The 23,751-nt window shown below is 73.5% G+C and carries 26 protein-coding genes; 14 read left to right on the top strand and 12 right to left on the bottom strand.

Translation table 11 applies throughout. The features are described from left to right. Positions 1 to 3 precede the first annotated feature (3 nt). Positions 4 to 1,704: a bifunctional 3'-5' exonuclease/DNA polymerase gene (locus tag BLV05_RS27805; RefSeq protein ID WP_082155653.1), complete on the top strand. Its 1,701-nt coding sequence runs from the start codon at positions 4 to 6 to the stop codon at positions 1,702 to 1,704. A gap of 74 nt (positions 1,705 to 1,778) precedes the next feature. Beyond that, entirely contained in the window at positions 1,779 to 2,264 is a 486-nt protein-coding gene (locus tag BLV05_RS27800; RefSeq protein ID WP_046771598.1) for a helix-turn-helix domain-containing protein, read from the top strand. Positions 2,265 to 2,358: 94 nt separating this feature from the next. Here BLV05_RS27800 and BLV05_RS27795 read toward each other — a convergent pair whose 3' ends face one another. Continuing rightward, positions 2,359 to 2,940 (bottom strand): TIGR03086 family metal-binding protein, encoded by a 582-nt coding sequence (locus tag BLV05_RS27795; RefSeq protein ID WP_046771560.1) that lies wholly within the window; start codon positions 2,938 to 2,940, stop codon positions 2,359 to 2,361. 51 nt (positions 2,941 to 2,991) lie between these two features. On the opposite strand from BLV05_RS27795, the gene BLV05_RS27790 reads away from it, so the two are divergent. Continuing rightward, complete coding sequence (locus tag BLV05_RS27790) at positions 2,992 to 3,474, top strand: MarR family winged helix-turn-helix transcriptional regulator (protein ID WP_046771561.1); 483 nt, start codon at positions 2,992 to 2,994, stop codon at positions 3,472 to 3,474. Here the strand turns inward: BLV05_RS27790 and BLV05_RS27785 are convergent. Next, the gene (locus BLV05_RS27785; RefSeq protein WP_046771562.1) at positions 3,446 to 4,072 is read right to left on the bottom strand and encodes a LysE family translocator; all 627 of its coding nucleotides are present in this window, start codon (positions 4,070 to 4,072) and stop codon (positions 3,446 to 3,448) included. The two genes, BLV05_RS27790 and BLV05_RS27785, sit on opposite strands and share 29 nt — an antisense overlap. Positions 4,073 to 4,146: 74 nt before the next feature. Here BLV05_RS27785 and BLV05_RS27780 point away from each other — a divergent pair, with 74 nt between their 5' ends. Continuing rightward, the gene (locus tag BLV05_RS27780) at positions 4,147 to 5,034 is read left to right on the top strand and encodes a LysR family transcriptional regulator (protein ID WP_046771563.1); all 888 of its coding nucleotides are present in this window, start codon (positions 4,147 to 4,149) and stop codon (positions 5,032 to 5,034) included. On the opposite strand, the gene BLV05_RS27775 is transcribed toward BLV05_RS27780, so the two are convergent. From BLV05_RS27775 to BLV05_RS27765, 3 genes are all read right to left on the bottom strand, one after another. Next, complete coding sequence (locus BLV05_RS27775; RefSeq protein WP_046771564.1) at positions 5,009 to 5,800, bottom strand: ABC transporter permease; 792 nt, start codon at positions 5,798 to 5,800, stop codon at positions 5,009 to 5,011. The two genes, BLV05_RS27780 and BLV05_RS27775, sit on opposite strands and share 26 nt — an antisense overlap. Beyond that, complete coding sequence (locus BLV05_RS27770; RefSeq protein ID WP_046771565.1) at positions 5,797 to 6,750, bottom strand: ATP-binding cassette domain-containing protein; 954 nt, start codon at positions 6,748 to 6,750, stop codon at positions 5,797 to 5,799. Before BLV05_RS27770 ends, BLV05_RS27775 begins: the two co-directional genes overlap by 4 nt. An 88-nt stretch (positions 6,751 to 6,838) precedes the next feature. After that, entirely contained in the window at positions 6,839 to 7,831 is a 993-nt protein-coding gene (locus BLV05_RS27765; RefSeq protein ID WP_052762953.1) for an AraC family transcriptional regulator, read from the bottom strand. Between the two features lie 370 nt (positions 7,832 to 8,201). Between BLV05_RS27765 and BLV05_RS27760 the strand changes: the two genes are divergently transcribed. From BLV05_RS27760 to BLV05_RS27750, 3 genes are read left to right on the top strand one after another with little or no spacing between them, the layout of a single operon-like run. Further along, positions 8,202 to 9,236, top strand: a complete 1,035-nt coding sequence (locus BLV05_RS27760; RefSeq protein ID WP_046771566.1) for an LLM class flavin-dependent oxidoreductase — start codon at positions 8,202 to 8,204, stop codon at positions 9,234 to 9,236. Beyond that, entirely contained in the window at positions 9,233 to 9,931 is a 699-nt protein-coding gene (locus tag BLV05_RS27755; protein ID WP_197683354.1) for an NADPH-dependent F420 reductase, read from the top strand. Before BLV05_RS27760 ends, BLV05_RS27755 begins: the two co-directional genes overlap by 4 nt. Further along, on the top strand, positions 9,928 to 10,446 hold the full coding sequence (locus BLV05_RS27750) for a hypothetical protein (protein ID WP_046771567.1): 519 nt from the start codon (positions 9,928 to 9,930) through the stop codon (positions 10,444 to 10,446). The genes BLV05_RS27755 and BLV05_RS27750 overlap by 4 nt, the downstream gene beginning before the upstream one ends. A 25-nt stretch (positions 10,447 to 10,471) precedes the next feature. Here the strand turns inward: BLV05_RS27750 and BLV05_RS27745 are convergent, their stop codons facing one another. Next, positions 10,472 to 11,854, bottom strand: coding sequence for an MFS transporter (locus BLV05_RS27745; protein WP_046771568.1), 1,383 nt, complete (start codon positions 11,852 to 11,854; stop codon positions 10,472 to 10,474). Positions 11,855 to 11,949: 95 nt separating this feature from the next. On the opposite strand from BLV05_RS27745, the gene BLV05_RS27740 reads away from it, so the two are divergent. Further along, entirely contained in the window at positions 11,950 to 12,528 is a 579-nt protein-coding gene (locus BLV05_RS27740; RefSeq protein WP_046771569.1) for a TetR/AcrR family transcriptional regulator, read from the top strand. Between the two features lie 84 nt (positions 12,529 to 12,612). Here BLV05_RS27740 and BLV05_RS27735 read toward each other — a convergent pair whose 3' ends face one another. Further along, positions 12,613 to 13,503: an aminoglycoside phosphotransferase family protein gene (locus BLV05_RS27735; protein WP_046771570.1), complete on the bottom strand. Its 891-nt coding sequence runs from the start codon at positions 13,501 to 13,503 to the stop codon at positions 12,613 to 12,615. A gap of 69 nt (positions 13,504 to 13,572) precedes the next feature. Further along, a complete protein-coding gene (locus BLV05_RS27730) occupies positions 13,573 to 14,739 on the bottom strand; it encodes an epoxide hydrolase family protein (RefSeq protein ID WP_046771571.1) in 1,167 nt (388 codons plus the stop codon). Between the two features lie 62 nt (positions 14,740 to 14,801). Between BLV05_RS27730 and BLV05_RS27725 the strand changes: the two genes are divergently transcribed. Then, positions 14,802 to 15,749, top strand: a complete 948-nt coding sequence (locus tag BLV05_RS27725; protein WP_046771572.1) for a helix-turn-helix transcriptional regulator — start codon at positions 14,802 to 14,804, stop codon at positions 15,747 to 15,749. Here the strand turns inward: BLV05_RS27725 and BLV05_RS27720 are convergent, their stop codons facing one another. Beyond that, positions 15,750 to 15,956 carry a hypothetical protein gene (locus BLV05_RS27720; protein ID WP_046771573.1) on the bottom strand — a complete coding sequence of 69 codons (207 nt, stop codon included), beginning with the start codon at positions 15,954 to 15,956 and terminating at the stop codon, positions 15,750 to 15,752. Positions 15,957 to 16,196: 240 nt separating this feature from the next. On the opposite strand from BLV05_RS27720, the gene BLV05_RS27715 reads away from it, so the two are divergent. Beyond that, positions 16,197 to 16,412: a DUF2188 domain-containing protein gene (locus BLV05_RS27715; protein ID WP_046771574.1), complete on the top strand. Its 216-nt coding sequence runs from the start codon at positions 16,197 to 16,199 to the stop codon at positions 16,410 to 16,412. Between the two features lie 115 nt (positions 16,413 to 16,527). Next, positions 16,528 to 19,356, top strand: a complete 2,829-nt coding sequence (locus BLV05_RS27710; RefSeq protein ID WP_046771575.1) for an FAD-binding and (Fe-S)-binding domain-containing protein — start codon at positions 16,528 to 16,530, stop codon at positions 19,354 to 19,356. Here BLV05_RS27710 and BLV05_RS27705 read toward each other — a convergent pair. Continuing rightward, the gene (locus BLV05_RS27705; protein WP_046771576.1) at positions 19,314 to 20,021 is read right to left on the bottom strand and encodes a TetR/AcrR family transcriptional regulator; all 708 of its coding nucleotides are present in this window, start codon (positions 20,019 to 20,021) and stop codon (positions 19,314 to 19,316) included. The two genes, BLV05_RS27710 and BLV05_RS27705, sit on opposite strands and share 43 nt — an antisense overlap. 107 nt (positions 20,022 to 20,128) lie before the next feature. Between BLV05_RS27705 and BLV05_RS27700 the strand changes: the two genes are divergently transcribed. After that, entirely contained in the window at positions 20,129 to 20,506 is a 378-nt protein-coding gene (locus BLV05_RS27700) for a hypothetical protein (RefSeq protein WP_046771577.1), read from the top strand. On the opposite strand, the gene BLV05_RS27695 is transcribed toward BLV05_RS27700, so the two are convergent. Beyond that, complete coding sequence (locus BLV05_RS27695) at positions 20,484 to 21,275, bottom strand: alpha/beta fold hydrolase (protein WP_046771578.1); 792 nt, start codon at positions 21,273 to 21,275, stop codon at positions 20,484 to 20,486. The two genes, BLV05_RS27700 and BLV05_RS27695, sit on opposite strands and share 23 nt — an antisense overlap. 20 nt (positions 21,276 to 21,295) lie before the next feature. After that, positions 21,296 to 21,595: a DUF1905 domain-containing protein gene (locus BLV05_RS27690; RefSeq protein ID WP_172860709.1), complete on the bottom strand. Its 300-nt coding sequence runs from the start codon at positions 21,593 to 21,595 to the stop codon at positions 21,296 to 21,298. Between the two features lie 103 nt (positions 21,596 to 21,698). On the opposite strand from BLV05_RS27690, the gene BLV05_RS27685 reads away from it, so the two are divergent. Together BLV05_RS27685 and BLV05_RS27680 are read left to right on the top strand one after the other, a co-directional pair. Next, positions 21,699 to 22,331 (top strand): TetR/AcrR family transcriptional regulator, encoded by a 633-nt coding sequence (locus tag BLV05_RS27685; RefSeq protein WP_046771579.1) that lies wholly within the window; start codon positions 21,699 to 21,701, stop codon positions 22,329 to 22,331. Positions 22,332 to 22,510: 179 nt separating this feature from the next. Next, positions 22,511 to 23,728, top strand: a complete 1,218-nt coding sequence (locus BLV05_RS27680; RefSeq protein ID WP_172860707.1) for an IS4 family transposase — start codon at positions 22,511 to 22,513, stop codon at positions 23,726 to 23,728. Positions 23,729 to 23,751: the final 23 nt, after the last annotated feature.

Genomic DNA, 23,751 nt, shown 5'->3' with positions numbered 1-23,751 from the left:
GGCGTGCAGCCTGTCATCGTCCCGGAGCCCGACGGTTCCGTGCGCGTCGACGGCCGGCGGGTCGCGCTGGGCGAGCTGCCCTCCGTCGTGGTCGCCGCCGGTGCGTCGGCGCGGTGGACCTGGGACGACACCAACCGCTGGTACCCGGGGCTGCTGGCCGCCGGTGTGCGGGTCGAGCGGGCGTACGACCTGCGGCTGGGGCACCGCATCCTGCGTGGCTCGGCGCTGGCGTCGTGGCCGGAGCCGGGCGACGCGCCGCCCGGGCCGTGGGACACGCTGCCGCCCGCGCCGCTGACGTCGACGCCTGACCAGCCGGCGATGCTGTTCGCCGCCCCCGGCGTGGACGACTCCGCGCCCGGGCCTGACCCCGTCGCCGAGCTGGCGGTGCAGGACGCGGTGGTCGCCGCGTCGTTGGCGGCGGCCGGGCGGCTGCGGCTGCTGCTGGCGGCGGAGTCGGCGGGCGCGCTGGCGGCCGTCGAGATGTACCACGCCGGGCTGCCGTGGCTGGCCGACGTCCACGACGCGGTGCTGACCGAGACTCTGGGGCCCCGCCCGCGCCTGGGCGAGCGGCCGGCCCGGCTGGAGGAGCTGGCGCACCTCATTCGCGCGGCGCTGGACGCGCCGGCCAGCCTCAACCCCGACTCGCCGCGCGACCTGCTCCGGGCCATCGAGCGGGCCGGCGTCGGGGCGCGCAGCCTGCGCAAGTGGGAGCTGGAGCAGCTGGATCATCCGGTCGTCGAGCCGCTGCTGGAGTACAAGTCGCTCTACCGGCTGCTCACCGCCAATGGCTGGGCCTGGCTCGAGGCGTGGGTGCGCGACGGCCGGTTCCGCAGCGAGTACGTCGTCGGCGGCGTCGTCACCGGCCGGTGGGCGTCCAGCGGCGGGGGAGCGCTGCAGCTGCCCAAGAGCGTTCGCCGGGCCGTCGTCGCCGACCCCGGCTGGTCGTTTGTCATCGCCGACGCCGCGCAGCTCGAGCCCCGCGTGCTGGCCGCCATGGCCGGCGACGAGGTCATGGCGGCGGCCGGGCGCGGGCCCGACGGGCGGGGCGCGGACATGTACGCGGGCATCGTCGCGTCCGGCGCCGTGCCGACCCGCGAGCTGGCGAAGGTGGGCATGCTCGGCGCCATGTACGGCGGCACGACCGGGTCCAGCGGGCAGGTGCTGCCGCGGCTGGCGAAGGCCTTTCCTCGTTCCCTGGCCTTCGTCGACGACGCCGCCCGGGCCGGCGAGCGCGGCGAGGTGGTGACGACGCACCTCGGCCGGTCGTCGCCGCTGCCCGGCGCGACGTGGCACGAGACGCAGGCCGGCGCCTACCAGGACGACGCCGGCGATGATGACGTCGCGAAGGCCCGGTCGTATGCGCGGTCGTGGGGCCGGTTCACCCGCAACTTCGTCGTGCAGGGCACCGCGGCGGAGTGGGCGCTGTGCTGGCTGGCCTCCATCCGGCGGCGGCTCTGGGCCCTCGGGCCGTCGCCGTCCGTGTCCGACGACGGGCCCGTGCCGGCCCCGTTCGCCGCCCGTCCGCACCTCGTCTTCTTCGTCCACGACGAGATCGTCGTCCACACCCCCGCCGACCTCGCCGACGCCGTCGCCGCCGAGGTCCAGGCGGCCGCGGCCGAGGCCGGACGCCTGCTGTTCGGCGACTTTCCCGTCCAGTTCCCCCTCAGCGTCGCCATCGCCCCGTCCTACGCCGACGCCAAGTAACGGCCGGCGGTTGGTATAGCAGAAGGTGCTATAATCGACGCGTGTCCAGCCGGGGTGACGTGCTGCGTGAGGTGATGCTCGAGACGAGCACCACCCAGTCCGAGCTGTCCAGGTTCAGCGGGGTGCGGCAGCCGAGCATCAGCCAGTTCCTCTCCGGCAAGGTCGATCTCAGCGACGAGCAACTGGACCGGCTGCTGTCGTGCATGGGCTACCGGCTCGAGGTCGTCCGCCGGCCGGTCGTGCCGGACCTCACGCGCTCCGAGCGGCGGTCGTGGCGGCTGCATCGTCAGCTCTCGACGCAGCTGACGGGCGACGTCCTGGAGCGGTGGCGGCCGACGATCCGGCGCAACCTCGAGCGGTTGCGGGGGAGCGTGCGTGGGCAACCGCACGTGCGCAACCTCGACCGATGGGACTCCCTCGTCCAGCGTGGTGACCTGCCCGGCATCCATCGTGTCCTCACAGGCCTGGATCGGGGCTCCATCGAGATGCGCGAGGTGTCGCCGATGGGTGGGCTGCTCTCGCAGGAGGAGCGCTCCGAGGTGCTCGGGCTGGCGAGCTGATGCGCGCCGGCAGCCGAGCGTGTCATCGACTGGCTCGCGCCTTGGACGTGAACCGGGCGGCCGGACGTGTCCCGGCGCACGATGTTGACCGAGGTCAGGGCGTCCAGGCGGGGGAGCGGCCGAGGTAGGCGACCAGCTGGTCCAGCCGCGACCCGCCCTCCCACGGCACCTCCGGGCCGAACGCCGCGCCCGGCGCGAGCCGCAGGGGACCGGCCGGGACGATGGCGGCCACGGTGTGCGCGGCGTCCAGGACCTCGTCGTCGACGTGGAGCTCGGCGCCGAGGGTCTTCGCGACGTCCCAGGCGTGGACGACGTAGTCGACGTGGTGGAAGCTGATCGCCTGCTCGGCGGGGAACGGCTCGGGGCGGAACTCCGGCAGCGGGAACGGCCGGTCCGCCACGCCGTCGGCGGCGAACGCGTCGATGACGTGGCCGGCGGAGTCGAGGTAGGCGTGGACGGGGTCGTCGCCGAGGGAGAGCAGCTTCCACTTCTCCGGGTCGGCGTCGCCGCGCGATGCCGCCGCGAAGCCGTAGTGCTGGGTCGTCATGTGCGCGAGCAGGCCGTACAGCGTCCAGCCGCGGCACGGCGTGGGCTTGGAGAGGTCGGCGGCGGTCGCCTTCGCGGCCAGGTCGGCGCTGGCCCGGACCGCGCGGGCGTCGAGCTCAATAATCTGCATACGCCTATCGTATGCCTAAGCCTATGATTGCGCCATTGGTATTTTCTTCCCATGGAGCCCGACGAACGCCGCGACCTCGCCGCGATGCTGTACCCGCTGGTGCGGGCGCTCATCGAGGTCGAAATGCCGGTGCTCGCCACTCAGGACGTCTCGATGTGGGGCTACTCCGTGCTCGCCGCGCTCGACCGAACGCCCATCCGGACGCAGGCCGCGCTGGCCGAGGCGATCGGCGCCGACAAGACCCGCATCATCGGGACGCTCGACGCGCTGCAGGAGGCCGGGCTGATCTCCCGGACGCCCGACCCCGACGACCGCCGGGCCCGGCTGCTCGCCATCACCGACGAGGGCCGGCGCGTGCGGCGGTCGGTCACGGCGGACATCCGGGCCCGCGAGGAGCGGCTGCTGGCCACGCTGCCGGCCGCCGATCGCCGTGGCTTCCTCCGGGCACTGACGGCGCTGTCGGCGCTGCCGCCCGGGGAGTTGGAGGAGATCGCGGCCGGCCCGGTCAGTGGTTCGCCGCGGTCGCCAGCCTGATCGCGACGCCGGCCAGCAGCACGCCGGTCACCTGCTCGATCCGCGCCTTCACCGCCGGCCGTCGCAGCCACCGGCCCAGCCGGTCGACGGCGAGGATGTAGAGGCCGAACCAGGCGAGGTAGAGCAGGGCGAAGACGGCCGAGAACAGCAGCGCCTCGGCCCGCGCCGACCCGGCTCCGCCGGACAGGAACTGCGGCAGGAACGTGACGAAGAACAGCGCGACCTTGGGGTTGAGCGCGTTCGACAGGAAGCCCTGACGCAGGTGCGCCCAGCGCCGCGGCGCCGCCGCCAGGAGCTCGTCGGCCGTCTCGGGCGAGCGCCGCGACCGGGCCGCCGAGCGCAGCAGCTGCACCGCCAGCCAGAGCAGGTACGCCGTGCCGGCGATCTTGAGGACGGTGAACGCGGTGGCCGAGGCGAGCAGCAGCGCCGACAGCCCGACCGCGGCGGCGGCCGCGTGCACCGTCAGGCCGAGCACGCCGCCGACCATCGTCAGCAGCCCGCCGGAGCGGCCGCCGACCAACGCGTTGCGGGTGATGAGGGCCTGGTCCGGGCCCGGCATCATGATCAGCACCAGTGCGGCGAGCGCGAAAGTCGTCATGAAGACAGCGTGGCCCTGGCCAACGCATAGGTCCAATGTCGATTTTCACGGTGACTCATGCATAGACTCTATGGATGGTCAGCCTGGTGCAGTTGCGCGTCCTCGACTCGGTCCGCCGGCTCGGCTCGGTCACCGCGGCGGCACGCGAGCTGCACTACACGCAGCCGTCGCTCAGCCACCACCTCGCCCGGCTCGAGGCCGAGACGGGCGCTCAGCTGCTGCAGCGGGTCGGCCGCGGCGTCCGCCTCACCGAGGCCGGCCGGCTGCTGGCCGACCGTGCGGCCGAGATCATCGGCCGGGTCGACTCCGCCACGACGGAGCTGTCGACGCTGGTCGGGCTGGGGGCGGGACGGGTCCGGCTGGCCGGCTTCGGCTCGGTGCTGAGCGCGCTGATCCCGCGCGCCGCCGCGGTCCTGGCCGAGCGGCACCCGGGCCTGGAGCTGGGGCTGACCGACGCCCATCCCGAGGACGCGCTGCGGCTGCTGCGGGCCGGGCACGTCGACGTCGCGGTGATCTTCCGCTACGACGAGACCGCGCCCGAGGAGGACGGCGTCCGCCTGCGGCACCTGCTCGACGACCCGCTCCACCTGCTCTCGACCGGCGGTGGCGGCACGCTGGCCGACCACCGCGACGCGACCTGGATCGGCGGCTGCGAGCGCTGCCGCACGCACCTCGTCGAGCTGTGCGAGCGGGCCGGCTTCACCCCGCGCCTGACGTCGGCGACCGACGACATGGTGGTCATGCAGAGCCTGGTCGCCGCCGGCCTGGGCGTCACGACGATCCCCGGGCTGGCGCTGAGCGCCCACCGCGACCCTGCGGTCACCGTCACCCGGCTCGACGTCCCGCCGCGGCGGATCTTCGCGGCCACCTACGGCGACCCGCCCGACCCGCCCGCGACGGCCGCCCTGCTGGCCGCGCTCGATGAGGCTGCCGCGCTCACCGTCCGTACAACCGGGCCGTGAGCGGGGCGAACACGGCGGTGACGGCGGCCGCCTCGGCCAGGGCGAGCGCGACCTCGGCGCCGGCCGGCCGGCCGTAGAGCAGCGCCCGCACGGCGTCGACCAGGTGCGAGATCGGGTTGACGTTCACAAACGAGGCGACCGCGCCGGGCAGCGTCGACGGGTCGACGAACACGTTGCTGACGAACACCAGCAGGAAGATCGCCATCATCCCGATGCCCTGCACCGCGCCGGCGCTGCGCACGGCCAGCCCGAGTGTCGTGAACAGCCAGGACAGCGCGAACGCGAACACGACGACGAGCAGCGCGGCGGCCAGCACGCCGAGCACGCCGCCGTCCGCGTCGAACCCGAGCAGCAGCCCGGTGACGACGATGATCGCGGCGGTCGCGGCGTACCGCACCGAGTCGGCCAGCACGGCGCCGACCAGCGGCGCCGCCCGCCAGCCGGGCAGCGAGCGGAACCGGTCGACGACGCCGGAGGTGCGGTCGGCCTGCAGCGTGACGCCGGACTGGACGGCGGTGAGCAGCACGCCCATCACCAGGATGCCGGGCAGCAGGAACTGCAGGTAGTCGCCGGTCGTGCCGGAGATCGCGCCGCCGAACACGTAGGTGAACATGACCAGCAGCAGGATCGGCCCGATGGTGACGTCAACCAGCTGCTCCGGCACCCGCCGCAGCTTGAGCAGGCCGCGCCGGGTGTACGCGGCGGTGGTGGCGACGGCTCCGGCGCGTGGCGGGCGCGGGCCGCCGGTGAGCGACTCGATGGTCATGACGACACCTCCTGGCGCGCGGTGCTGGCGGTGAGGGCGAGGAACACCTCGTCGAGGCTGGGCCGGTCGAGCGAGAAGCCGGTCATCGGCGCGTGCCGGCGGGTCAGCTCGGCGAGGATCGCCGTCGCCCGCTCCGGGTCGTCGACCGGCGCGGTGAGCGCGCCACTGCCGGGCTCGTGGGCGACCTCCAGGTCGAACGCCGAGCGCAGCGTGTCCGCCGCGGCCGCCGCGGTGGTGCCGTCGTCGAACCGGACGTGCAGCCGGGCCGCGCCGACGGACGCCTTCAGCTCGCCCGGCGTGCCCTCGGCGACCACCCGGCCGTTGTCGACGACGGCGACCCGGCCGGCCAGCGCGTCGGCCTCCTCGAGGTACTGCGTCGTCAGCAGGATCGTGGTGCCCTGCGCGGCCAGCGCCCGGACGATGCGCCACACGTCGGCGCGGCTGCGCGGGTCGAGGCCGGTGGTCGGCTCGTCCAGGACCAGCAGGTCGGGCGTGACGACGATGCTGGCGGCGATGTCGAGGCGCCGGCGCATGCCGCCGGAGTACTGCTTGACCGGCCGGCTCGCCGCGTCGGCGAGGTCGAACGCGGCCAGCAGCTGCGCCGCGCGCTCGCGCGCCGACCGGCCGGAGCGGCCGAGCAGCCGGCCGATCAGCGTCAGGTTCTCGGCCCCGGTGAGGTCCTGGTCGACCGACGCGTACTGCCCGGTCAGCGACAGCCGCGACCGGACGGCGTCGGCCTCGCGCCGCACGTCGTGGCCGAGCACGCAGGCCTCGCCGTCGTCGGCGACGAGCAGCGTGGCGAGTACCCGGACCGCGGTCGTCTTGCCGGCGCCGTTCGGGCCCAGCAGGCCGTAGACCACGCCGCGCTCGACCGTCAGGTCCAGCCCGTCCAGCGCACGGACCTCGCCGAACCGTTTGCGCAGCCCGGCCGTCTCGATGGCGAGAGTCATGGCGCCTCCTCGATCGATAACCACCCTCACAGTGAAGGAGCTTCACTATATCGTGTCGACGAGGCGCGGCGCGCAGTGGGCTCTGAGCTCAGGTGCGCAGCGTCCGGCTCGGCGGCTGGCCGTACCGCTGCCGGTAGTCGGCGGCGAACCGGCTCGGCTTCCCGAACCCCCACGACGCGGCGATCGTGGCGACGGTCGCGCCGGCCGCGGGGTCGCCCGCCTGCAGTGCGTGGTGCGCGTGCTCGAGCCGCACCGCGCGCAGGTAGGCCAGCGGCGTCGTGCCCAGGTGGCGGCCGAACGCGTACTGCAGCGCCCGGGCGCCGACGCCGGCCGCCGCCGCGATGTCCGTCAGCGTGATCGGTTCGGCGGCGTGCTCCTCGATGTAGGCCGCCGCCCGGCGCAGCACCCGCGGCGCGACGTACCCGGGGCTGGGGGAGTGCGCGACGGTCATCGTCGTGTTCGGGAAGGTCGCCAGCGCCGCCGCGGCCGCCGTCCGCACCATCTCCTCGGCGATCAGCGGGTGCGCCGCCGCGGAGTCGTCCGCCGTGAGCTCGCGCCCGATCGTCGCGCACACGTTGCGGAAGTACTGGCCCAGCCGCGGCGTCACCGGCGACATCGACTCGAACCGCAGGTCGGCGGGGTCGATGCCGAACCGCTCCGCGGCGAGGTCCGCGGCGCTGGAGACCGGCAGCCGGAGGATGCCCGCGTCCAGGTCGGTCCACTGGGCGCTCACCGGCGCGCCGGGCGGGAACAGAAGGATGTCGCCGGCGCTTGCCCGGCACTCCTCGCCGCCGGCCGCGACCTCGAACACGCCGTGCACGACGGACATCGCGAACAGGTAGCCGAACGGCTCCGTCGAGGTCCGGAAGTTGACGGTGACGTGGACGCGGTCGGCGCCGAGCGGGCCGGCCCGGACCCCGGCGCGCGCCGACATCACCCTGAACTCCGTACCCGCGTGGTCGCGGCCGAGGCGCGGTTCGTGGCCGATGTAGACCTGCCGGATCACCTCGGCCGACTCGCTCATGGTGCGTGCGACGACCACGGAGCGTTCGACGGGCACGGCCGCGGAGGCGTTCACCATGGGCCACTCCTGGACTAGCCGGCCCTGATCGGCCCAGCGTACGCACGATCTGCCCGGAATGCGCAAGGGGCCAGTCCGGGGTAGTTCCGGTGGCGGGAGGGCCGGGGCTAGGTTGCGGTAGCGGCCGGTGCGACGAGTCGGGGGAATCCGCACCGGCCGCCATGTGACCCGAGGGTGTGACGAGAGGGGAGCGCCTCGGGTCTCCGTCCCCCGGTCGCGCCCGGTGCGAACCGGGGCAGAGCCGTGGCCGGGGGCTCACGGGCCCCGCCGCCGGGCCGTCGTCATCCCGCCCACACATAGCCCGGCGGCGGTCCGCGAGCCGCGTCGCTGCCACGGAAATAGTTGACATGTCAGCAATGTTGAGGCCGGCATGAGCGACCTCAGTTTCGGGCTGGACACCTTCGGCGACGTTCCGGAGGGCGACGACGGCGTTCCCGTCAGCTACGCGGCCGCGATCCGCCAGGTCGTCGACGAGGCCGTCCTCGCCGACGACCTCGGCGTCGACGCGATCGCGCTGGGCGAGCACCACCGCCCGGAGTACGCGATCTCGTCGCCGGAGACCGTGCTGGCCGCCATCGCGGCGCGCACGTCGAACATCCGGCTGGGCTCCGGCGTGACGGTGCTGAGCTCGGACGACCCGGTCCGGGTGTTCCAGCGGTTCGCGACCGTCGACGCCCTGTCGAACGGCCGGGCCGAGGTGATCCTGGGCCGCGGCTCGTTCACCGAGTCGTTCCCGCTGTTCGGCTACGACCTCGCCGACTACGACGTGCTGTTCGAGGAGAAGCTGCAGCTGTTCACGCAACTGCTGGACGAGCGGCCGGTGACCTGGAGCGGCACCAAGCGGGCCGCGCTGGAGAACGCCGACGTGTTCCCGAAGACGGAGTCGGGCCGGCTGGCCACCTGGGTCGGCGTGGGCGGCACCCCGCAGTCCGTCGTCCGCGCCGCCTACTACGGGCTGCCGCTCATGCTCGCGATCATCGGCGGCTCGCCGGACCGGTTCGCGCCCTACCTCGACCTCTACCGGCGCGCGTCCGGCCAGTTCGGCACCGTCGCGCACCCCGTCGGCATGCACTCGCCGGGCTTCGTCGCCGACACCGACGACGAGGCGAAGGAGCTGTTCTACCCGCGGTACAAGGTGATCCGCGACCGCATCGGCGAGCAGCGTGGCTGGCCGCCGATCCAGCCGGCGGAGTTCGAGCGCGAGATCGCGCACGGCTCGATGTACGTCGGCTCGCCGGAGACCGTGGCGCGCAAGATCGCCCACGCCGTCCAGGCCCTGGGCGTCGGCCGGTTCGACCTCATCTACTCCTCCGGCGCGCAGCCGGTGAGCGCGCGCCTGCGGGCCGTCGAGCTGTACGGCTCGAAGGTCGTCCCGATGGTTCGCGACCTGGTGGCCGGCTCGTGACCGGCGACGTGCGCACCATCGGGATCCTCGGCGCCGGCAAGGTCGGCACGGTGTTGGCCCGGCTCGCCGTCGCGGCCGGGTACCGGGTGCTCGTCGCCGGCTCCGGCGCGGCCGAGCGGATCGCACTGATCGTCGAGGTCGTCACGCCCGGTGCTCGCGCCGTCACCGCTCGTGCCGCCGCCGAGGACGCCGACGCCGTCGTGCTGGCCCTGCCGCTGGGGAAGTACCGGACGATCCCGGCGGATGCGCTGCGTGGGAAGCTGGTGCTCGACGCGATGAACTACTGGTGGGAGGTCGACGGCGGCCGTGCCGACCTCACCGACCCGCGCACGTCGTCGAGCGAGCTGGTGCAGGCGTTCCTACCCGGGTCGCGGGTGGTGAAGGCGTTCAACCACATGGGCTACCACGACCTCGAGGACGGCGCCCTGCCCACCGGGACGCCCGGCCGCAAGGCGATCGCCGTCGCGGGGGACGACACCGGTGACGTCGCCTCGGCGGGGTCGATCGTCGACGCGCTCGGCTTCGACCCGGTGGTCGCCGGGCCGCTGGCGGAGGGCGTACGGATGGAGCCGTTCACCGAGGTGTTCGGCGCCAACGTGGGCGCGGCCGAGCTGCGGGCCATGCTGGACCGGTTCCCGACCACGCCTCGCGGACTCGAGGTGGCCGCCGCCCGCGCCGGTACGCTGGCGCGATGAGCCAGGGGCCGGGCCGCCGCGACGAGGAGCTGCCGGCCGGCCAGCGCGCCGACATCCTCAAGGAGCGCATCTACATCACCTTCACGGCGCTCGCCGTCGTGCTGGCGCTGCGCGCCCACGCCGTGTCGGCCGGCGAGGCGGCCCTCTCGCTGGTCGTCGTCGTGGTCGGCACCGTCCTCGCCGTCTTCGTCGCCGACGTCGTGTCGCACATCGCCGTCCACGAGTCGCTGCCGTTGCGCGACGAGATGCGGCACATGGCCCGGGTCAGCTTCGGCGCACTCGGTTCCCTGGTACTGCCGACCGTGTTCATCGGCCTCGCCGTCGCCGACGTGTGGGAGATCGAGGCGGCGCTGCGGGCGGCCAGCATCGCCCTGGTCGCCGCCCTCGCCGCCATCGGCTACCTCGCCGTCCGCCGGGTCCGGCTCCCCACGTGGCAGCGGGTGATCGTCCTGTTCGCAGAGGTCGCGCTCGGTCTCCTGGTCATCGGCCTGGAGCTGCTCGCCCACAACCTCTGAGGGCGAGCAGCTCGGCCCTTGGCCCTCAGCTCTGTGGCCGCGGGGTGATGACGGCCGCGACCACGGCGGAGACCGCTGCCGCGACGGCGGCCACGACGAAGGCGTTGGTGAAGCCGTCGAGGGTGGTGCCGACGATGCTGGCGGCGGCGACGCTGGAGACGACGGCCGCACCGCTGGCGGCGCCGAACTCGTGGAAGGTGCTGACGATGCCCGACGCGATGCCGGCCTCGTGCCATGCGACCTGGCCGAGCGCCGTCGCGGAGGCGACGACGAAGATGGCGCCGGTGCCGGCCGCGCCGACGGACACCCCGGCGACGACGGCGGCGGGGGTGAGCCAGATCGCGGGCACCGCCATGCCGGCCGCCGCCACCAGCAGGCCGAGCACCGCGAGCCGCCGGGCGCCGAGGCGGGCGATGGACCGGCCGGTGAGGTTGGCGCCGACCATCGTGGCCACCGCGACCGGCAGGAACAGCAGCCCGGTCCGCAGCGGGCCGTACGAGTGCGCGTGCTGGAAGTAGAACGTCCCGAGGAAGAACACCGCGATCATCAGCGCCGTCGCCAGCAGGATCAGGAACGTCCCAGTCGCCACCGGCCGCCGGGCCAGCAGCCGCACGTCCATCAGCGGGGCGCCGGCCCGCCGCTGCCACGTCACGAACAGCACGTACCCGACGGCGGCCACCAGCACCAGCAGCCCGGTCGTCGCCGTGAGCCAGCCGCCCTCGCCGGCCTGGATGAGCGCGTAGATCAGCGTGCCGGACGACGCCGTCACGAGCAGCGCGCCGAGCACGTCCAGCCGCGCACGCGGCCCGGCCGGACCGGTCTGACGGGGGAGCAGACGGGCGAGCGCGACCGCGATGACCAGGCCGATCGGCACGTTCACGAAAAACACCCAGGGCCAGCCGGGGCCGGCCGTCAAGAGCCCGCCGAGCAGCACGCCGAGCGCCGCGCCGCCACCGCCGAGGGCCGACCACACGCCGAGCGCGCGGTTGCGCTCGTTCCCGTCGAACATGGTGACGACCAGCGACAGGGCCGACGGCGACAGCAGTGCGGCGCCGACGCCCTGGGCGACGCGCCCGGCGAGGAGCAGCTCGGACGACTCGGCCAGCCCGGTGAGCAGCGACGCGGCCGTGAACACCAGCAGGCCGGCGAGCACGACCCGCTTGGCCCCGACGAGGTCGGCCAGCCGCCCGCCCAGCAGCATCAGGCCGCCGAACGCGAGCGCGTACGCGCTGACGGTCCAGGTCAGCGTCTCGCGGCTGGCGCCGAGGTCGATCTCGATCTGTGGCAGCGCGATCGCCACCACGGTGACGTCCAGGATCAGCATCAGCTGGGCGATCCCGAGGAACCCCAGGATCCGCCAGCGCCAGGGGTGCGGCGTGACCGCCGCGGTCGTGTCGTCGTACGTCATGATCCGGCCTCCTGCCGTAACTCGTATGTGGAAGTACGAACTAGGGAACGGAGGCGGTTAACTCGTATATTCCCGTACGAGCTAAACTTCTTCGCATGACGACCCGCACGCGCCGACGCGCCGACGCCGAGCGCAGCATCGCCCGCATCGTCGCCGCTGCTCGCGAGCTGCTCGGGCGCGATCCGGCGGCGACGATCGACGAGATCGCCGCGGCCGCCGGCGTCGGCCGCATGACGCTCTACGGCCACTTCCCGAACCGCGCCGAGCTGGTCGAGGCGGCGCTGGTCGACGCGCTGGCCGACGGCGAGCGGACGCTGTCGGCCGTCGACCTCACCGGCGATCCGCGCGAGGCGCTGGACCGGCTGCTGGCGTCCAGCTGGTCGCTGGTCGCTGAGTCGTCGTCACTGCTCGCGGCCGCGCAGGAGGTGCTGCCGCCCGGCCGGGTGCGGCAACTGCACGGCGCGCCGGCGGCCCGGCTGGAAGAGCTGGTCCGGCGCGGCCAGCGCGACGGGGTGTTCCGCACCGACCTGCCCATCGGCTGGCTGGTCGGCGCCGTCCACTACTTGCTCAAGGGCGCCGCGGAGGAGGAGCGGGCCGGCCGGCTCGACGCGGCCGCCGTGCCGGACATCGTGGCGGCGTCGGTGCGGTCGCTGCTGGTGTCGCCGCCGGACTGAGCGGCTTCCCGGTCCTTTTGCAATGAGCACCTATACGCACCGGTGCGTATAGGTGCTCATTGCAAAGCGGCCGACGACAGGACCTCAGGCCTCGGCCAGCACGCCGTCGACGACGCGGCGGGACTCGGCCCGGACCCTCGGCACTTCGCTGTCGTACGTGATCAGCGCCTTCCACAGCCCCCAGCCGCGGGCCCGCGCCCACATTGGGTCATCAGCCACAGAACTCATCGCGGCGCGGAACGCCTCCCGCCCCGCACCGGAAAGGAACGTCCAGGTCAGGACGAGGTCGCAGGCGGGGTCGCCGACCCCGCAGGTGCCGAAGTCGATGACGGCGCTCAGCCGGCCGTCGCGCACCAGCAGGTTGCCGGACGCGAAGTCGCCGTGGAACCAGGCGGGGTCGCCGGTCCAGGTCGCCGCCAGCGCCGCGTCCCACACCTTCCGGGCGGCGGCGACGTCGATGCGGCCGGCCAGCTCGGCCAGCGCCGCCAGCGTCTCGTCGCCGTACACCGCGACGGGCGCGCCGCGCCGGAAGTTGTGCGTGCCCGGCGGCGGCCCGCCGGCGACGTCGGCCGTCCACAGCGCAGTCAGGAACCCCGCGGCGTGGCGCGCGAACGCGACCTCCCCGCCGAGCCCGGCCCCGGCGGCCAGCGCCGTCGAACCCGGCAGCCAGCGGTTCACCGACCACGTCCACGGGTACCCGCGCCCCGGCTGACCGACGGCGACCGGCGCCGGGATCGGGACCGGCAGCAGCGGCGCCAGCAGCGGCAGCCAGTGCTGCTCCTTGGCGACCTGCTCGCGGTAGTGCTCGGCGCTGGGCAGCCGGACGGACAGCTCGTCGCCCAGGCGGAACGTGCGGTTGTCGACGCCCTGCAGCTCGACCGGCCGCACCGGCAGCCGCGCCCACCGCGGGAACTGGTCGGCGACCAGCCCGGCGACGAGCGCGGCGTTGATCTCGGGCGGCTGCGGAGGCGTCATCGCCGACCACCGTAGAGAACCCGCCCGACGCGGCCAACCGAATTTCCGGCCGCCGCCCCGCAAACCCTCTCAGCGCAGGTCGCGGAAGAACTCGCGGACGTCGGCGAGCAGCAGTTCGGGCTCCTCGAGCGCCGCGAAGTGGCCGCCGCGGTCGACGTCGGTCCAGCGGGTGATGCGATTCTCCGTCTCGGCGTACCGGCGGATGGCGACGTCGTGCGCGAAGACCAGCGCCGCCGTCGGCACCCCGGAGATCTCCTTGACCGCGCCCCAGGCCGGCGCCTGCGCGTACCCGGCGTAGGCGGACGAACCCGCGGTGCCGGTCAGCCAGTAGAGCATGACGTTGGTGAGCAGCCGGTCACGATCGACGACGGTGTCCGGGTCGGCCTCGCGGGGGTGGGTCCACTCGCGGAACTTGTCCATGATCCAGGCGAGCTGCCCGACGGGCGAGTCGGTGAGGCCGTAGGCGAGGGTCTGCGGCCGGGTCGACTGGATGGCGATGTAGCCGAACTCCTCCTGCATGAACGCCTCGATGCGGGCGACGCGGTCGCGCTCGAGGTCGGTCAGCGAGGCGCGCTCGTCGTCGGGCATCGGATACGGCGCGATCGGGCCGGGTCCGCCGTTGGTGTGCACGCCGACGACGCGGTCAGGCGCCACCCGGGCGACGGCGGGCGAGACCGTGCCGCCCATGTCGCCGCCCTGCGTGCCGTAGCGCTCGTAGCCGAGCCGGTGCATCAGCTCGGCCCACGCGGCGCCGATCCGCTCCATCGTCCAGCCGGGCTCGTTCAGCGGGCCGGACAGCCCGTATCCGGGCAGTGACGGGATGACGACGTGGAAGGCGTCGGCCGCGTCGCCGCCATGAGCGACGGGGTCGGTCAGCGGGCCGATGAGGTCGAGGAACTCGACGATCGAGCCCGGCCAGCCGTGCGTCAGCAGCAGCGGCAGCGCGTCCGAGTACGCGTCGCCCGCGCGGACGTGCAGGAAGTGGATGTTCTGACCGTCGATCTCGGTCGTGAACTGCGGGTGCGAGTTCAGCTCGCGCTCCGCGGCGCGCCAGTCGTACGCATGCCGCCAGTAGTGCGCCAGGTCGCGCAGCCAGCCGGTCGGTACCCCCGTGTCCCAGCCGTCGCCGGGCAGCGGGGTGGGCCAGCGAGTGGCGTCGAGGCGCGCGTGCAGGTCGGCGAGGTCGGCGTCGCTGACGTCGAGGCGGAACGGGCGGATCTCCGTGGTGTTCGTCATAACTCCACGTTAGAGGCCGGTTAGGACAGCTTCGGTCCTAGCTTCGTGACAGGATTCCGGGCATGAGAGAGACGTCCGCGCGGCTGCTCAGGCTGCTGTCGCTGCTGCAGTCCGCACCCGACCGCAGCGGCGCCGAGCTGGCCGAGCGGCTCGGCGTCGACGCGCGCACCGTCCGCCGCGACGTCGAGAAGCTCCGGTCGCTGGGCTACCCGGTCGAGGCGACGGCGGGCCTGGCCGGCTACCGGCTCGGCTCCGGCGCCCGGCTGCCGCCGCTGCTGCTCGACGACGACGAGGCGGTCGCCGTCGCGGTCGGGTTGCGGACGGCCGCCGGCGGCACCGTCGCCGGCATCGAGGAGAGCTCGTTGGCGGCGCTGACCAAGCTGGAGCGGATGCTGCCGTCGCGGCTGCGGCACCGGGTGAGCACGCTGCGCGCCGTCACGGTCCCCATTCCGGCCGGGTCCGCGCCGGTGGACGCCGACGTGCTGACGGCGGTGGCGGCGGCCTGCCGGGCGCACGAGCAGCTGCGCTTCGACTACGTGGCCGCCGACGGCTCGGAGGGCGTGCGGCGGACCGAGCCGCACCGGCTCGTCCACACCGGGCGCCGCTGGTACCTCGTCGCGTGGGACCTCGACCGCGCCGACTGGCGCACGTTCCGGGTCGACCGGCTGCGCCCGCGCATCCCGACCGGACCGCGCTTCACGCCGCGCGAGCCGCCGTCGCCGGAGCTCACCGGCCAGGGCATCGCCGCCGGCGGCTACCGGTACTCCGCCCGCATCACGCTGCACGCCCCGCTCGCCGTCGCCGCCGACCGCTTCGCGCCGTCCACCGGCTCGCTCGAGGCGATCGACGGGGACAGCTGCACGTTGGTCGCGGGGTCGAACTCGCTGGACGAGATCGCGGTATGGGTCGCACTGGCGGGCATCGAGTTCGAGGTGCACGAGCCGCCGGAGCTGATCGAGCGGGTGCGCGAGCTGGCCGGCCGCCTGGCGCGTGCGGCCGGGCCGGCGTGATCAGCCGCGGGAGCCGTCCGCCTCGGCCTCGAGTTCGGCGATCAGCTCATCGAGCCAGGCGCCGAGGGCCTGCTGCTGGTCGCCGTCGGTGCCGCCGGTGCGGCGGGCGTGCTCGGCGAAGTGCGCCGCCAGGCCGACGGCGTCGAGGTCGCGGTCGTCGCCGTCCCACTCGGGGTCGGACGGCTGCGGCCGCGCCGGCGTGGTCATGCGCTCCCCTCCGCCCGCACTGGGCGGTCGACTCCAACTCAGGGATGCCATGGTATCGGCCAATCCAGACTGTGGGGATGTCCTGGACGTTCACCCCGATACCCACGAAGGTCGCCTTCGACACCTGCCGCTGGTGACACCATGTTTGCCGAACGGATCGGCAAAGGTCGACGAAAGGCCAGCGCGCGGCCCCGCGGCGGGACGAGGATGGTTCCGAGCGCGCAAAAGCAGGGGGTCGGCATGGCTGCAGGGGACATCCACACGGTGCCACGGGGCGACCGCTGGGCCAACGTCTTCGAGGACGGTGACCGGCTGATCGTCAGCGCGGGCACGAAGGAGACGGCGGCGCGCATGGGCCGCGAGCTGGCCCGGCTGCGCGGCGTGCGGCACGTCATCCACGATCGCGACGACCGGGCCGACGCCGTGGCGCGCGGCCGCGACCTCGTCCGCGGCTGACCACGGGCGGACCAGGGACGACGAGACCGCGCACACCGGCCGGAACGGCGGCCGGGCCGAGCCTGCGGTGACGCCGGGCGAACGTGTGGTCTGACCGTACCGATAGGTTCGCCTCGTGACCCCCGTCATCGACCTCGACGCGTTGCGGGCGGCCGTCGGATCCGGGCGGGTCAGCGACCGCATCGCGGATCGCGCGCGGATGGCACACGACGCCTCGCACTACCTGCTCACGCCGGCCGCGGTGGTGACGCCGTCGTCCGTCCCCGAGGTGGCCGCGCTGCTCGCGACCGCACACCGCGACGGCGTGCCGCTGACGTTCCGGTCCGGCGGCACCAGCCTGTCCGGGCAGGCCGGCACCGACGCGGTCCTGGTCGACACCCGCCGGCACTTCGGCGGCGTGACGGTGCTCGACGACGGCGCGCGGGTGCGGGCCGAGCCGGGCGCCGTCGTGCGCCGGGTGAACGCCGCGCTGGCGCCGTACCACCGGCGGCTCGGGCCCGACCCGGCCAGCGAGGCCGCCTGCACCGTCGGCGGTGTGGTCGCCAACAACTCGTCCGGCATGACCAGCTCGACGACGGCGACGGCGTACCGCACGCTGGCCGGGCTGGAGCTGGTGCTGCCCAGCGGCAGCTACCTCGACACCGCCGCGCCCGGCGCCGACGCGCGGCTGGCGGCGCTCGAGCCGGCCCTGCACGCCGGGCTGGCCCGCATCCGCGACCGGCTGCGCGCCGACGCCGTGCTGCGCGGGCGCATCGAGCACCAGTTCTCGATGAAGAACACCATGGGCTACGGGCTCAACGCGTTCCTCGACCACGAGGCGCCGGCCGACATCCTGGCCCGCCTGGTGGTCGGGTCGGAGGGGACGCTGGCGTTCGTGGCGGCGGCGACGTTCGACACGCTGTCGGTGCTGCCGTACGTCGCCACCACGCTGCTGGTGTTCGCCACGCTCGACGCCGCCGTCGAGGCGCTGCCCGCGCTGGTCGGCGCCGGTGCGGGCGCCGTCGAGTTGATGGACGCGACGTCGCTGCGGGTGGCTCAGGCCGACCCGGGCGCGCCGGAGGTGCTCCGGTCGCTGCGGGTCGAGCAGCACACGGCGCTGCTGGTCGAGGTCGCGGCGGCGTCGGCGCCCGAGCTGGTCGCGGTGGGCGGTGACGTCGGCGCCGTCATCGCCCGGCTGCCGCTGAGCCTGCCCGGCGGGCTGTCCACCGACCCGGGGCAGCGGGCCGCCGCGTGGCACGTCCGCAAGGGTTTGTACGCGACGGTCGCCGGCGCCCGGCCGCAGGGGACGACCGCGCTGCTGGAGGACGTCGTCGTGCCGGCCGGCGCCCTGGGCGGTGCGGTGCGCGACCTGCAGCGGCTGTTCGACCGGTACGCGTACGGCGACGCCGTCATCTTCGGGCACGCGCGCGACGCGAACCTGCACTTCATGATCACGCCGCGGCTGGACGACCCGCGCGAGCTGGAGACGTACGCCGCGTTCACCGAGGACCTCGTCGACCTCGTGCTCGGCGCCGACGGCTCGCTCAAGGCCGAGCACGGCACCGGCCGCATCATGGCGCCCTACGTGCGCCGCCAGTACGGCGACGAGCTGTACGCCGTCATGCGCGAGGTGAAGGCGCTGTGCGACCCCCGCGGTGTGCTCGCGCCCGGCATTGTCCTGGACGAGGATCCGCGGGCGCACCTGCGCCACCTCAAGACCGTGCCGCCGGTCGACCCCGCCCTCGACACCTGCGTCGACTGCGGCTACTGCGAGCCGGTCTGCCCGTCGCGCGGGGTCACGACGACGCCACGGCAGCGGATCGCGCTGCTGCGCGAGATCGCCGTCGCGACGCCCGAGGTGCGGGCCGAACTGGAGCAGGCCTACCGCTACGACGCCGTGCAGACGTGCGCCGCCGACTCGCTGTGCGTCACCGCCTGTCCCGTCAAGATCGACACCGGGCGGGCGATGAAGGCCCGCCGGGCCGACTCGCTGGGCCGCGTGGCGCAGCGGGCCGGGACGGCCGCCGCCCGGCACTGGGGCGCAGGCGTTGGTGCGGCCCGGGCCGGCCTGCGGGTCGCGTCGGCGCTGCCCGGACCGGTCGTGTCAGGCGCGTCGTCGCTGGCCAGGGCCGTGTTCGGCACCGAGTGGATCCCGGCGGCGGACGGCTCGCTGCCCGGGCCCGGCCGGCCGCGGCCGTCGTCCTCGTGGCCCGTTCCGGGCGCGGCCGAGGCGGTGTTCTTCCCGGCCTGCATCGGTGCGCTGTTCGCACCCGAGGGCGACGGCGACGGTGTCACGGCGGCGTTCCTCGCGCTGGCCGCGCGGGCCGGCGTCCGGGTGGCGATCGCCGAGCGGACACCGTCGCTGTGCTGCGGCACGCCGTGGGTGTCGAAGGGGCTGAAGGCCGGCGCGGCGGTCATGGCGCAGCAGGTGTTCGACGCGCTCTGGCCGCTCACCGACGACGGGCGGCTGCCGGTCGTCGCCGACGCGTCGTCCTGTTCGCACGGGCTGGCCGAGCTGGCGGCGCAGCTGCCCGCGCCCGACGCCGAGCGGTGGTCGCGGGTGACGGTGCTCGACGCGGTCGCGTTCGTGCGGTCGTCGGTGCTGCCGCGGCTCGCGCCGGTCGCCGACGCGCGGCTGCTGGACCGCGTCGTTCTGCACCCGACCTGCGCCAGCGTCCACCTCGGCGACGTCGAGGACCTGGCCGCGCTCGGCTCGGCCGTCGCGCGCGAGGCGGTCGTGCCCAGTGACTGGGGCTGCTGCGGCTTCGCCGGCGACCGCGGGCTGCTGCACCCCGAGCTGACCCGCGCAGCGACGGAGGCCGAGGCGGCCACCGTCGCCGCGCTGGGGGAGGCCGACCAGTACGCGTCGTGCAACCGGACCTGTGAGCTGGGCATGACCCGCGCGACGGGCAAGCCCTACCGTCACGTGCTGGAGCTGCTCGAAGAGGCGACCCGCCCGTCCTGACGGCGCCGCCGCTCGAGGCCGTCCAGCACGAGGTCCAGTGCGAACTCGAACTCGAACTGGTCGTCGCACCCCGGGCCGACGACGCTGCCCTGGTCGTGGCTGATGCCCATGACCAGCTCGGCGATGTGGGGGAAGCGCTCGGCCAGCTCCGGCGGCGGCGGTGGGGCCGGGGGCGCGTCGGGATCGGCGGCGTCCTCGAACAGCTCCTGCGAGAAGCCCAGCAGCCGGCTGCCCATGACGTGCATCGCGTGGTGCGTCAGATCGATCGAGAGCCCCCCGGCGCGGAAGATCCCGATCATCGAGTCCATGTACGCCATGACCGCGGGCGTCGGGTCGGGGCGCGCCCTGGTCCGCTCCTCGATGACCCGCGACGCCCACGGGTGGCGCAGCAGCATCCGGCGGGCCGCCAGCACGCGTTCGCGGACCGTCGTCCTCCAGTCGGCCCCGGCGACCGGCGGATCGATCTCGCCGACGACCGCGTCGACCATGCCGTCGAGCAACTCGTCCTTGTTCTGGACGTGCTTGTACAACGCCATGGGCACGACGCCGAGCGCGTGGGCGATCTTGCGCATGCTGACCGCGTCGACGCCGCCCTCGTCGGCCAGGGCGACGGCGGTGCCGAGGATCCGCTCCTTGCTCAAGGGCGTGCGGGTCTGCGTGGTCATGGCCCCATCCTCCCTTGACAGGTGTACGCCGTCCACCTAGCGTAGTGGCTGCTGGTGTACGCCGTACACCGCGTTCTCCCTCTCAGGTCGAGGATGGTGTGCGAGCCATGGTGACTGCCGACTTCCGCGATGACGTCTCCGCCGCGTACGAGACCCGTAAGGAGCTGGGGCCCGAGTACGAGCGCGCGGTGCTGGAGTCGTTCGTCGACCGCGCCGCCGCGGCCATCGACCAGCGGGTCGACGCCCGGCTGGCGCAGCACGGGGTGGGTGCGGCGGCGGCGCCGCGCAAGCAGCGGCCGGCGCAGCAGGCCGACAACTCCTACGTCGCGGTGCCGGTCTTCTCGCTGATCTTCGGCGTCGGCGGGTCGATCTGGCTGACCGCCATCGCCCGGGCCGAAGCCGACGCCGTCTTCGCCATGTGGCTGGGGATCGTCCTGCTCAACCTCGTCTTCGCCCGGCTGGTCAGGAACCTGCACCGCGGGTGAAGCGGGCCAGCTCGGCCGCCATGGGAGCCGGCTCCCAGCTGTGGAAGGCGCCCGGCAGCTCCTTCTCGACGCTGCCCGGGATCGCGGCCAGCACGGCCTTGGCGGCAACGTGCATCTCGTCGAACGTCTCGGTGCCGTACATGTACTGCACCGGGACGCGGACGCCGGCGAACAGCTCGGCCTGCGGCCCGGAGTCGGCCCACACCAGAGACTCGCCGTCGGCGCGGTAGCTGACCACCTGGGCGACGTACTCCGGGTACATCGGGTCGTTGCGCGACTCCTCCAGCCACACCGGCGGCATGTCCTTCATGTAGTGCGCCAGTGCGCCCTCGAGGTCGCCGGCGTCCATGCGCCGCTCGACCTCGCCGATCCACTCCGCGACGGTGCCGACCGGCGCGATCGGCGCCTCCCACAGCGCCAGCGCCGTCACCGGCAGCCCGTTCGCGGCGGCGGCCAGCGAGATCGAGCAGCCGGAGGAGTGCCCGCACAGCGCGGCGCCGCCGCCGAGCACGTCCATCAGCGCTCGAATGGCGGCGAGCTCGCGGTCGAGGCCGATCGGGGTGGTCGTGGTCTCGCTGTCGCCGCGGCCGATGCGGTCGTAGACGATCGTCGCGAGGCCCTGCTTCGCCGCCAGCTCGGCGGTCTCGGTGGTGATGGGGTCGATGGCGCGGAACGGGCCGGCGCCGGCGACGAAGATCAGCCCGGGGCCGTCGCCGTAGCGGTCGAAGGCGACCCGGTCGCCCAGGGCGGTGGTGACGTACTCGGTCATGCTGGTCTCCCTCTGGTGTGTCAGTGGCGGTGCTGGAGGTGGATGGCGACGTCGTCGCCGGCGCCCTTGCCGATGGCCTTCCGGACGGCCGCCTTGACCGGCAGGATGTGCGTCCCGTCGCCGAGCGGCAGCAGCGTGGCCGCGAACGGGTGGCCGTCCATCGTCCCGGCGACCTTCACCGGCTGACGGGTGCCGAACACCTCCGCGGAGTCGGTCATCACGACGACCGTCCAGCTGCCGGGCGCGTTGACGCCGCCTTGGGTGAGCGCGCCGGTGAACGTGACGTCGATCGGGCCGGCCTCGGTTGCGGTAGGGGGCACGGCTCTCACCTCCTATTTCGTCCAGACTGGACCGTCCAGTATGGTCAGACTAGACTGTCCAGTATGATGCCGTCAACAGGTGGTTGCTGAGGAGGGAGAGCCGATGGCGGAGGCCGGCGCACGACCGTGGGCGAGGTCCGACGAGAAGCACCGGGCGATCGTCCGCGCGGCCCGCGAGGTGTTCCTGAGCAACGGGTACCTCGGGACCAACATGGACCTCATCGCGTCCCGTTCCGGGGTGTCGAAGCAGACGGTCTACACGCACTTCGGCAGCAAGGAAGCGCTGTTCGTCGAGATCGTCGGCTCGATGACCGGCACCGCCGGCGACCGCGTCCACCACGACCGCCCCGAGCTCGGCGACGACGCTGACCTCGAGGCGTACCTGCGCGCGTTCGCCGAGCGGCAGCTGCGCATCGTCACTGAGCCCGAGCTGCTGCAGCTGCGCCGGCTGGTCATCGGCGAGGTCGGCCGGTTCCCGGAGCTGGCGAAGGTGCTCTACGAGCGCGGCCCGCAGCGGGCGATCGCCGAGCTGACGGCGATGTTCGAGCCGCTGCGCGCTCGGGAGCTGCTGGCCGGCGATCCCGCCGCGATGGCCGAGTGGTTCAACTGGCTGGTCATGGCGGCGCCGCTCAACCGCGCCATGATGCTCGGCGACTCGGCCGTCCCCGCCGACGACGACCTGCGCCGCCACGTCGCCGAAGCCGTCCGCATCTTCCTCACCGCCTTCGCCCCATGATCATCAACCTTTTGAGCTGCTCTGACGCAATGCCGTTAAGTTAGGGCGGTTTGTGCTGGTCAGCGGCGTGTCGGTGGGGTTCGTGGGCAGGGCCCTCCGTTAGAACGGTGATTGTCGAAGATCATCGTCTGCCGGAGGGCCCTGTGAGTTCTGAGTCTGCCACGTGGCGATCGGGCGAGGTGAGTCTGGGCGCACTGGAAAGTGATCTTTGTCCGGAGCTGCTGGACGAGGTGATCGAGCAGGCCGGTGTGCGCGAGCAGCGGCGGCGGCTGTTGCCGGCCCGGACGGTGATGGTCTTCGTGCTCGGGTTATGCGTGTTCTGCGGCGCCGACTCGCATTCCCCGCCGGGATACCGCATGGTGATGTGCTGGCTGACCAGCACGTTCGGGTACCTGCGGGGGCTGGTCGTGCCGAGCGCGTCGGCGCTGTGCCAGGCCCGCAAACGCCTGGGCGTCACGCCGCTGCGGCTGCTGTTCGACCGGGTCCGAGGCCCACGCGCGGCGCCCGACGCGGCGGGAGCGTGGCTGTTCGGGCGGCGGCTGGTCGCCTTCGACGGCACCGCCCTGGACCTGGCCGACACCGCGGCCAACGTGGCCGCGTTCGGCCACATCGGCACGCCCTCGGGGTTCGCACAGGTGCGGCTGGTCGCGCTGATCGAATGCGCCACCCACGCGATCATCGACGCGGTGTTCGACGCGTGCCGGCACAGCGAGCAGGAACTGACCCAGCGGCTGATCGGTGCGATGCGTCCGGGGATGCTGGTGCTCGCCGACCGCAACTTCGGTCACCGGTTGTTCGCCCAGATCGCCACCAGCACCGGCGCGGACCTGATCTGGCGGATCAAGGGCAACGCCGACTTCCCCGCCATGAAGATCCTCGACGACGGCTCCTACCTGTCAGTGATCACCGCGCAACGCTACAAGAAGCGCTGGCGCACCGCCGCCCGGCGGGGCTGGCCGGAGCCTCCGATGCCCGGGCACCCGGTGCGTATCGTCGACTACCGAGTCACCACCCACGTCGGCGATACCGTCACCATCAGCGATATCAGGCTCGTCACCACCCTGCTCGACCCGGCCGAGGCGCCCGCCCGAGCCGTCGCCGAGGCCTACCACCAGCGGTGGGAATCGGAGAACAGCTACCAGGAACTCAAGACCCGACTGCGTGGCGCCGGGTTCATCCTGCGCTCGAAGTCACCCGACCTCGTCGATCAGGAGATCTACGCCCTGCTCGTCACCTACCAAGCCCTCTGCACCCTGAGAACCGACGCCGCGGACACCGTCGGCGTGGACCCGCGCCGGATCTCCTTCACCATCACCATCCGCGTCACCCGAGACACCATCACCGCCGGCCGACTCGACCTGGCGTGCCTCCCACTTTCCGGACTGCGGACCTCATAAGGTCCGATCCGGAAAGGAGAAGT

Origin of the sequence: Jiangella alkaliphila (assembly GCF_900105925.1) — a bacterium.
GTDB classification, from domain to species: Bacteria; Actinomycetota; Actinomycetes; order Jiangellales; family Jiangellaceae; genus Jiangella; species Jiangella alkaliphila.
The sequence above is the reverse complement of the archived record's forward strand: the minus strand, read 5'-3'. Positions and strand labels throughout refer to the sequence as shown.

Coding starts and splice junctions, on each gene's coding strand:
- BLV05_RS27800 (WP_046771598.1), top strand. CDS start 1,779: ATGCTCGAGACGAGCACCACCCAGTCCGAGCTGTCCAGGTTCAGCGGG.
- BLV05_RS27795 (WP_046771560.1), bottom strand. CDS start 2,940: ATGCAGATTATTGAGCTCGACGCCCGCGCGGTCCGGGCCAGCGCCGAC.
- BLV05_RS27790 (WP_046771561.1), top strand. CDS start 2,992: ATGGAGCCCGACGAACGCCGCGACCTCGCCGCGATGCTGTACCCGCTG.
- BLV05_RS27785 (WP_046771562.1), bottom strand. CDS start 4,072: ATGACGACTTTCGCGCTCGCCGCACTGGTGCTGATCATGATGCCGGGC.
- BLV05_RS27780 (WP_046771563.1), top strand. CDS start 4,147: ATGGTCAGCCTGGTGCAGTTGCGCGTCCTCGACTCGGTCCGCCGGCTC.
- BLV05_RS27775 (WP_046771564.1), bottom strand. CDS start 5,800: ATGACCATCGAGTCGCTCACCGGCGGCCCGCGCCCGCCACGCGCCGGA.
- BLV05_RS27770 (WP_046771565.1), bottom strand. CDS start 6,750: ATGACTCTCGCCATCGAGACGGCCGGGCTGCGCAAACGGTTCGGCGAG.
- BLV05_RS27765 (WP_052762953.1), bottom strand. CDS start 7,831: ATGGTGAACGCCTCCGCGGCCGTGCCCGTCGAACGCTCCGTGGTCGTC.
- BLV05_RS27760 (WP_046771566.1), top strand. CDS start 8,202: ATGAGCGACCTCAGTTTCGGGCTGGACACCTTCGGCGACGTTCCGGAG.
- BLV05_RS27750 (WP_046771567.1), top strand. CDS start 9,928: ATGAGCCAGGGGCCGGGCCGCCGCGACGAGGAGCTGCCGGCCGGCCAG.
- BLV05_RS27745 (WP_046771568.1), bottom strand. CDS start 11,854: ATGACGTACGACGACACGACCGCGGCGGTCACGCCGCACCCCTGGCGC.
- BLV05_RS27740 (WP_046771569.1), top strand. CDS start 11,950: ATGACGACCCGCACGCGCCGACGCGCCGACGCCGAGCGCAGCATCGCC.
- BLV05_RS27735 (WP_046771570.1), bottom strand. CDS start 13,503: ATGACGCCTCCGCAGCCGCCCGAGATCAACGCCGCGCTCGTCGCCGGG.
- BLV05_RS27730 (WP_046771571.1), bottom strand. CDS start 14,739: ATGACGAACACCACGGAGATCCGCCCGTTCCGCCTCGACGTCAGCGAC.
- BLV05_RS27725 (WP_046771572.1), top strand. CDS start 14,802: ATGAGAGAGACGTCCGCGCGGCTGCTCAGGCTGCTGTCGCTGCTGCAG.
- BLV05_RS27720 (WP_046771573.1), bottom strand. CDS start 15,956: ATGACCACGCCGGCGCGGCCGCAGCCGTCCGACCCCGAGTGGGACGGC.
- BLV05_RS27715 (WP_046771574.1), top strand. CDS start 16,197: ATGGCTGCAGGGGACATCCACACGGTGCCACGGGGCGACCGCTGGGCC.
- BLV05_RS27705 (WP_046771576.1), bottom strand. CDS start 20,021: ATGACCACGCAGACCCGCACGCCCTTGAGCAAGGAGCGGATCCTCGGC.
- BLV05_RS27700 (WP_046771577.1), top strand. CDS start 20,129: ATGGTGACTGCCGACTTCCGCGATGACGTCTCCGCCGCGTACGAGACC.
- BLV05_RS27695 (WP_046771578.1), bottom strand. CDS start 21,275: ATGACCGAGTACGTCACCACCGCCCTGGGCGACCGGGTCGCCTTCGAC.
- BLV05_RS27685 (WP_046771579.1), top strand. CDS start 21,699: ATGGCGGAGGCCGGCGCACGACCGTGGGCGAGGTCCGACGAGAAGCAC.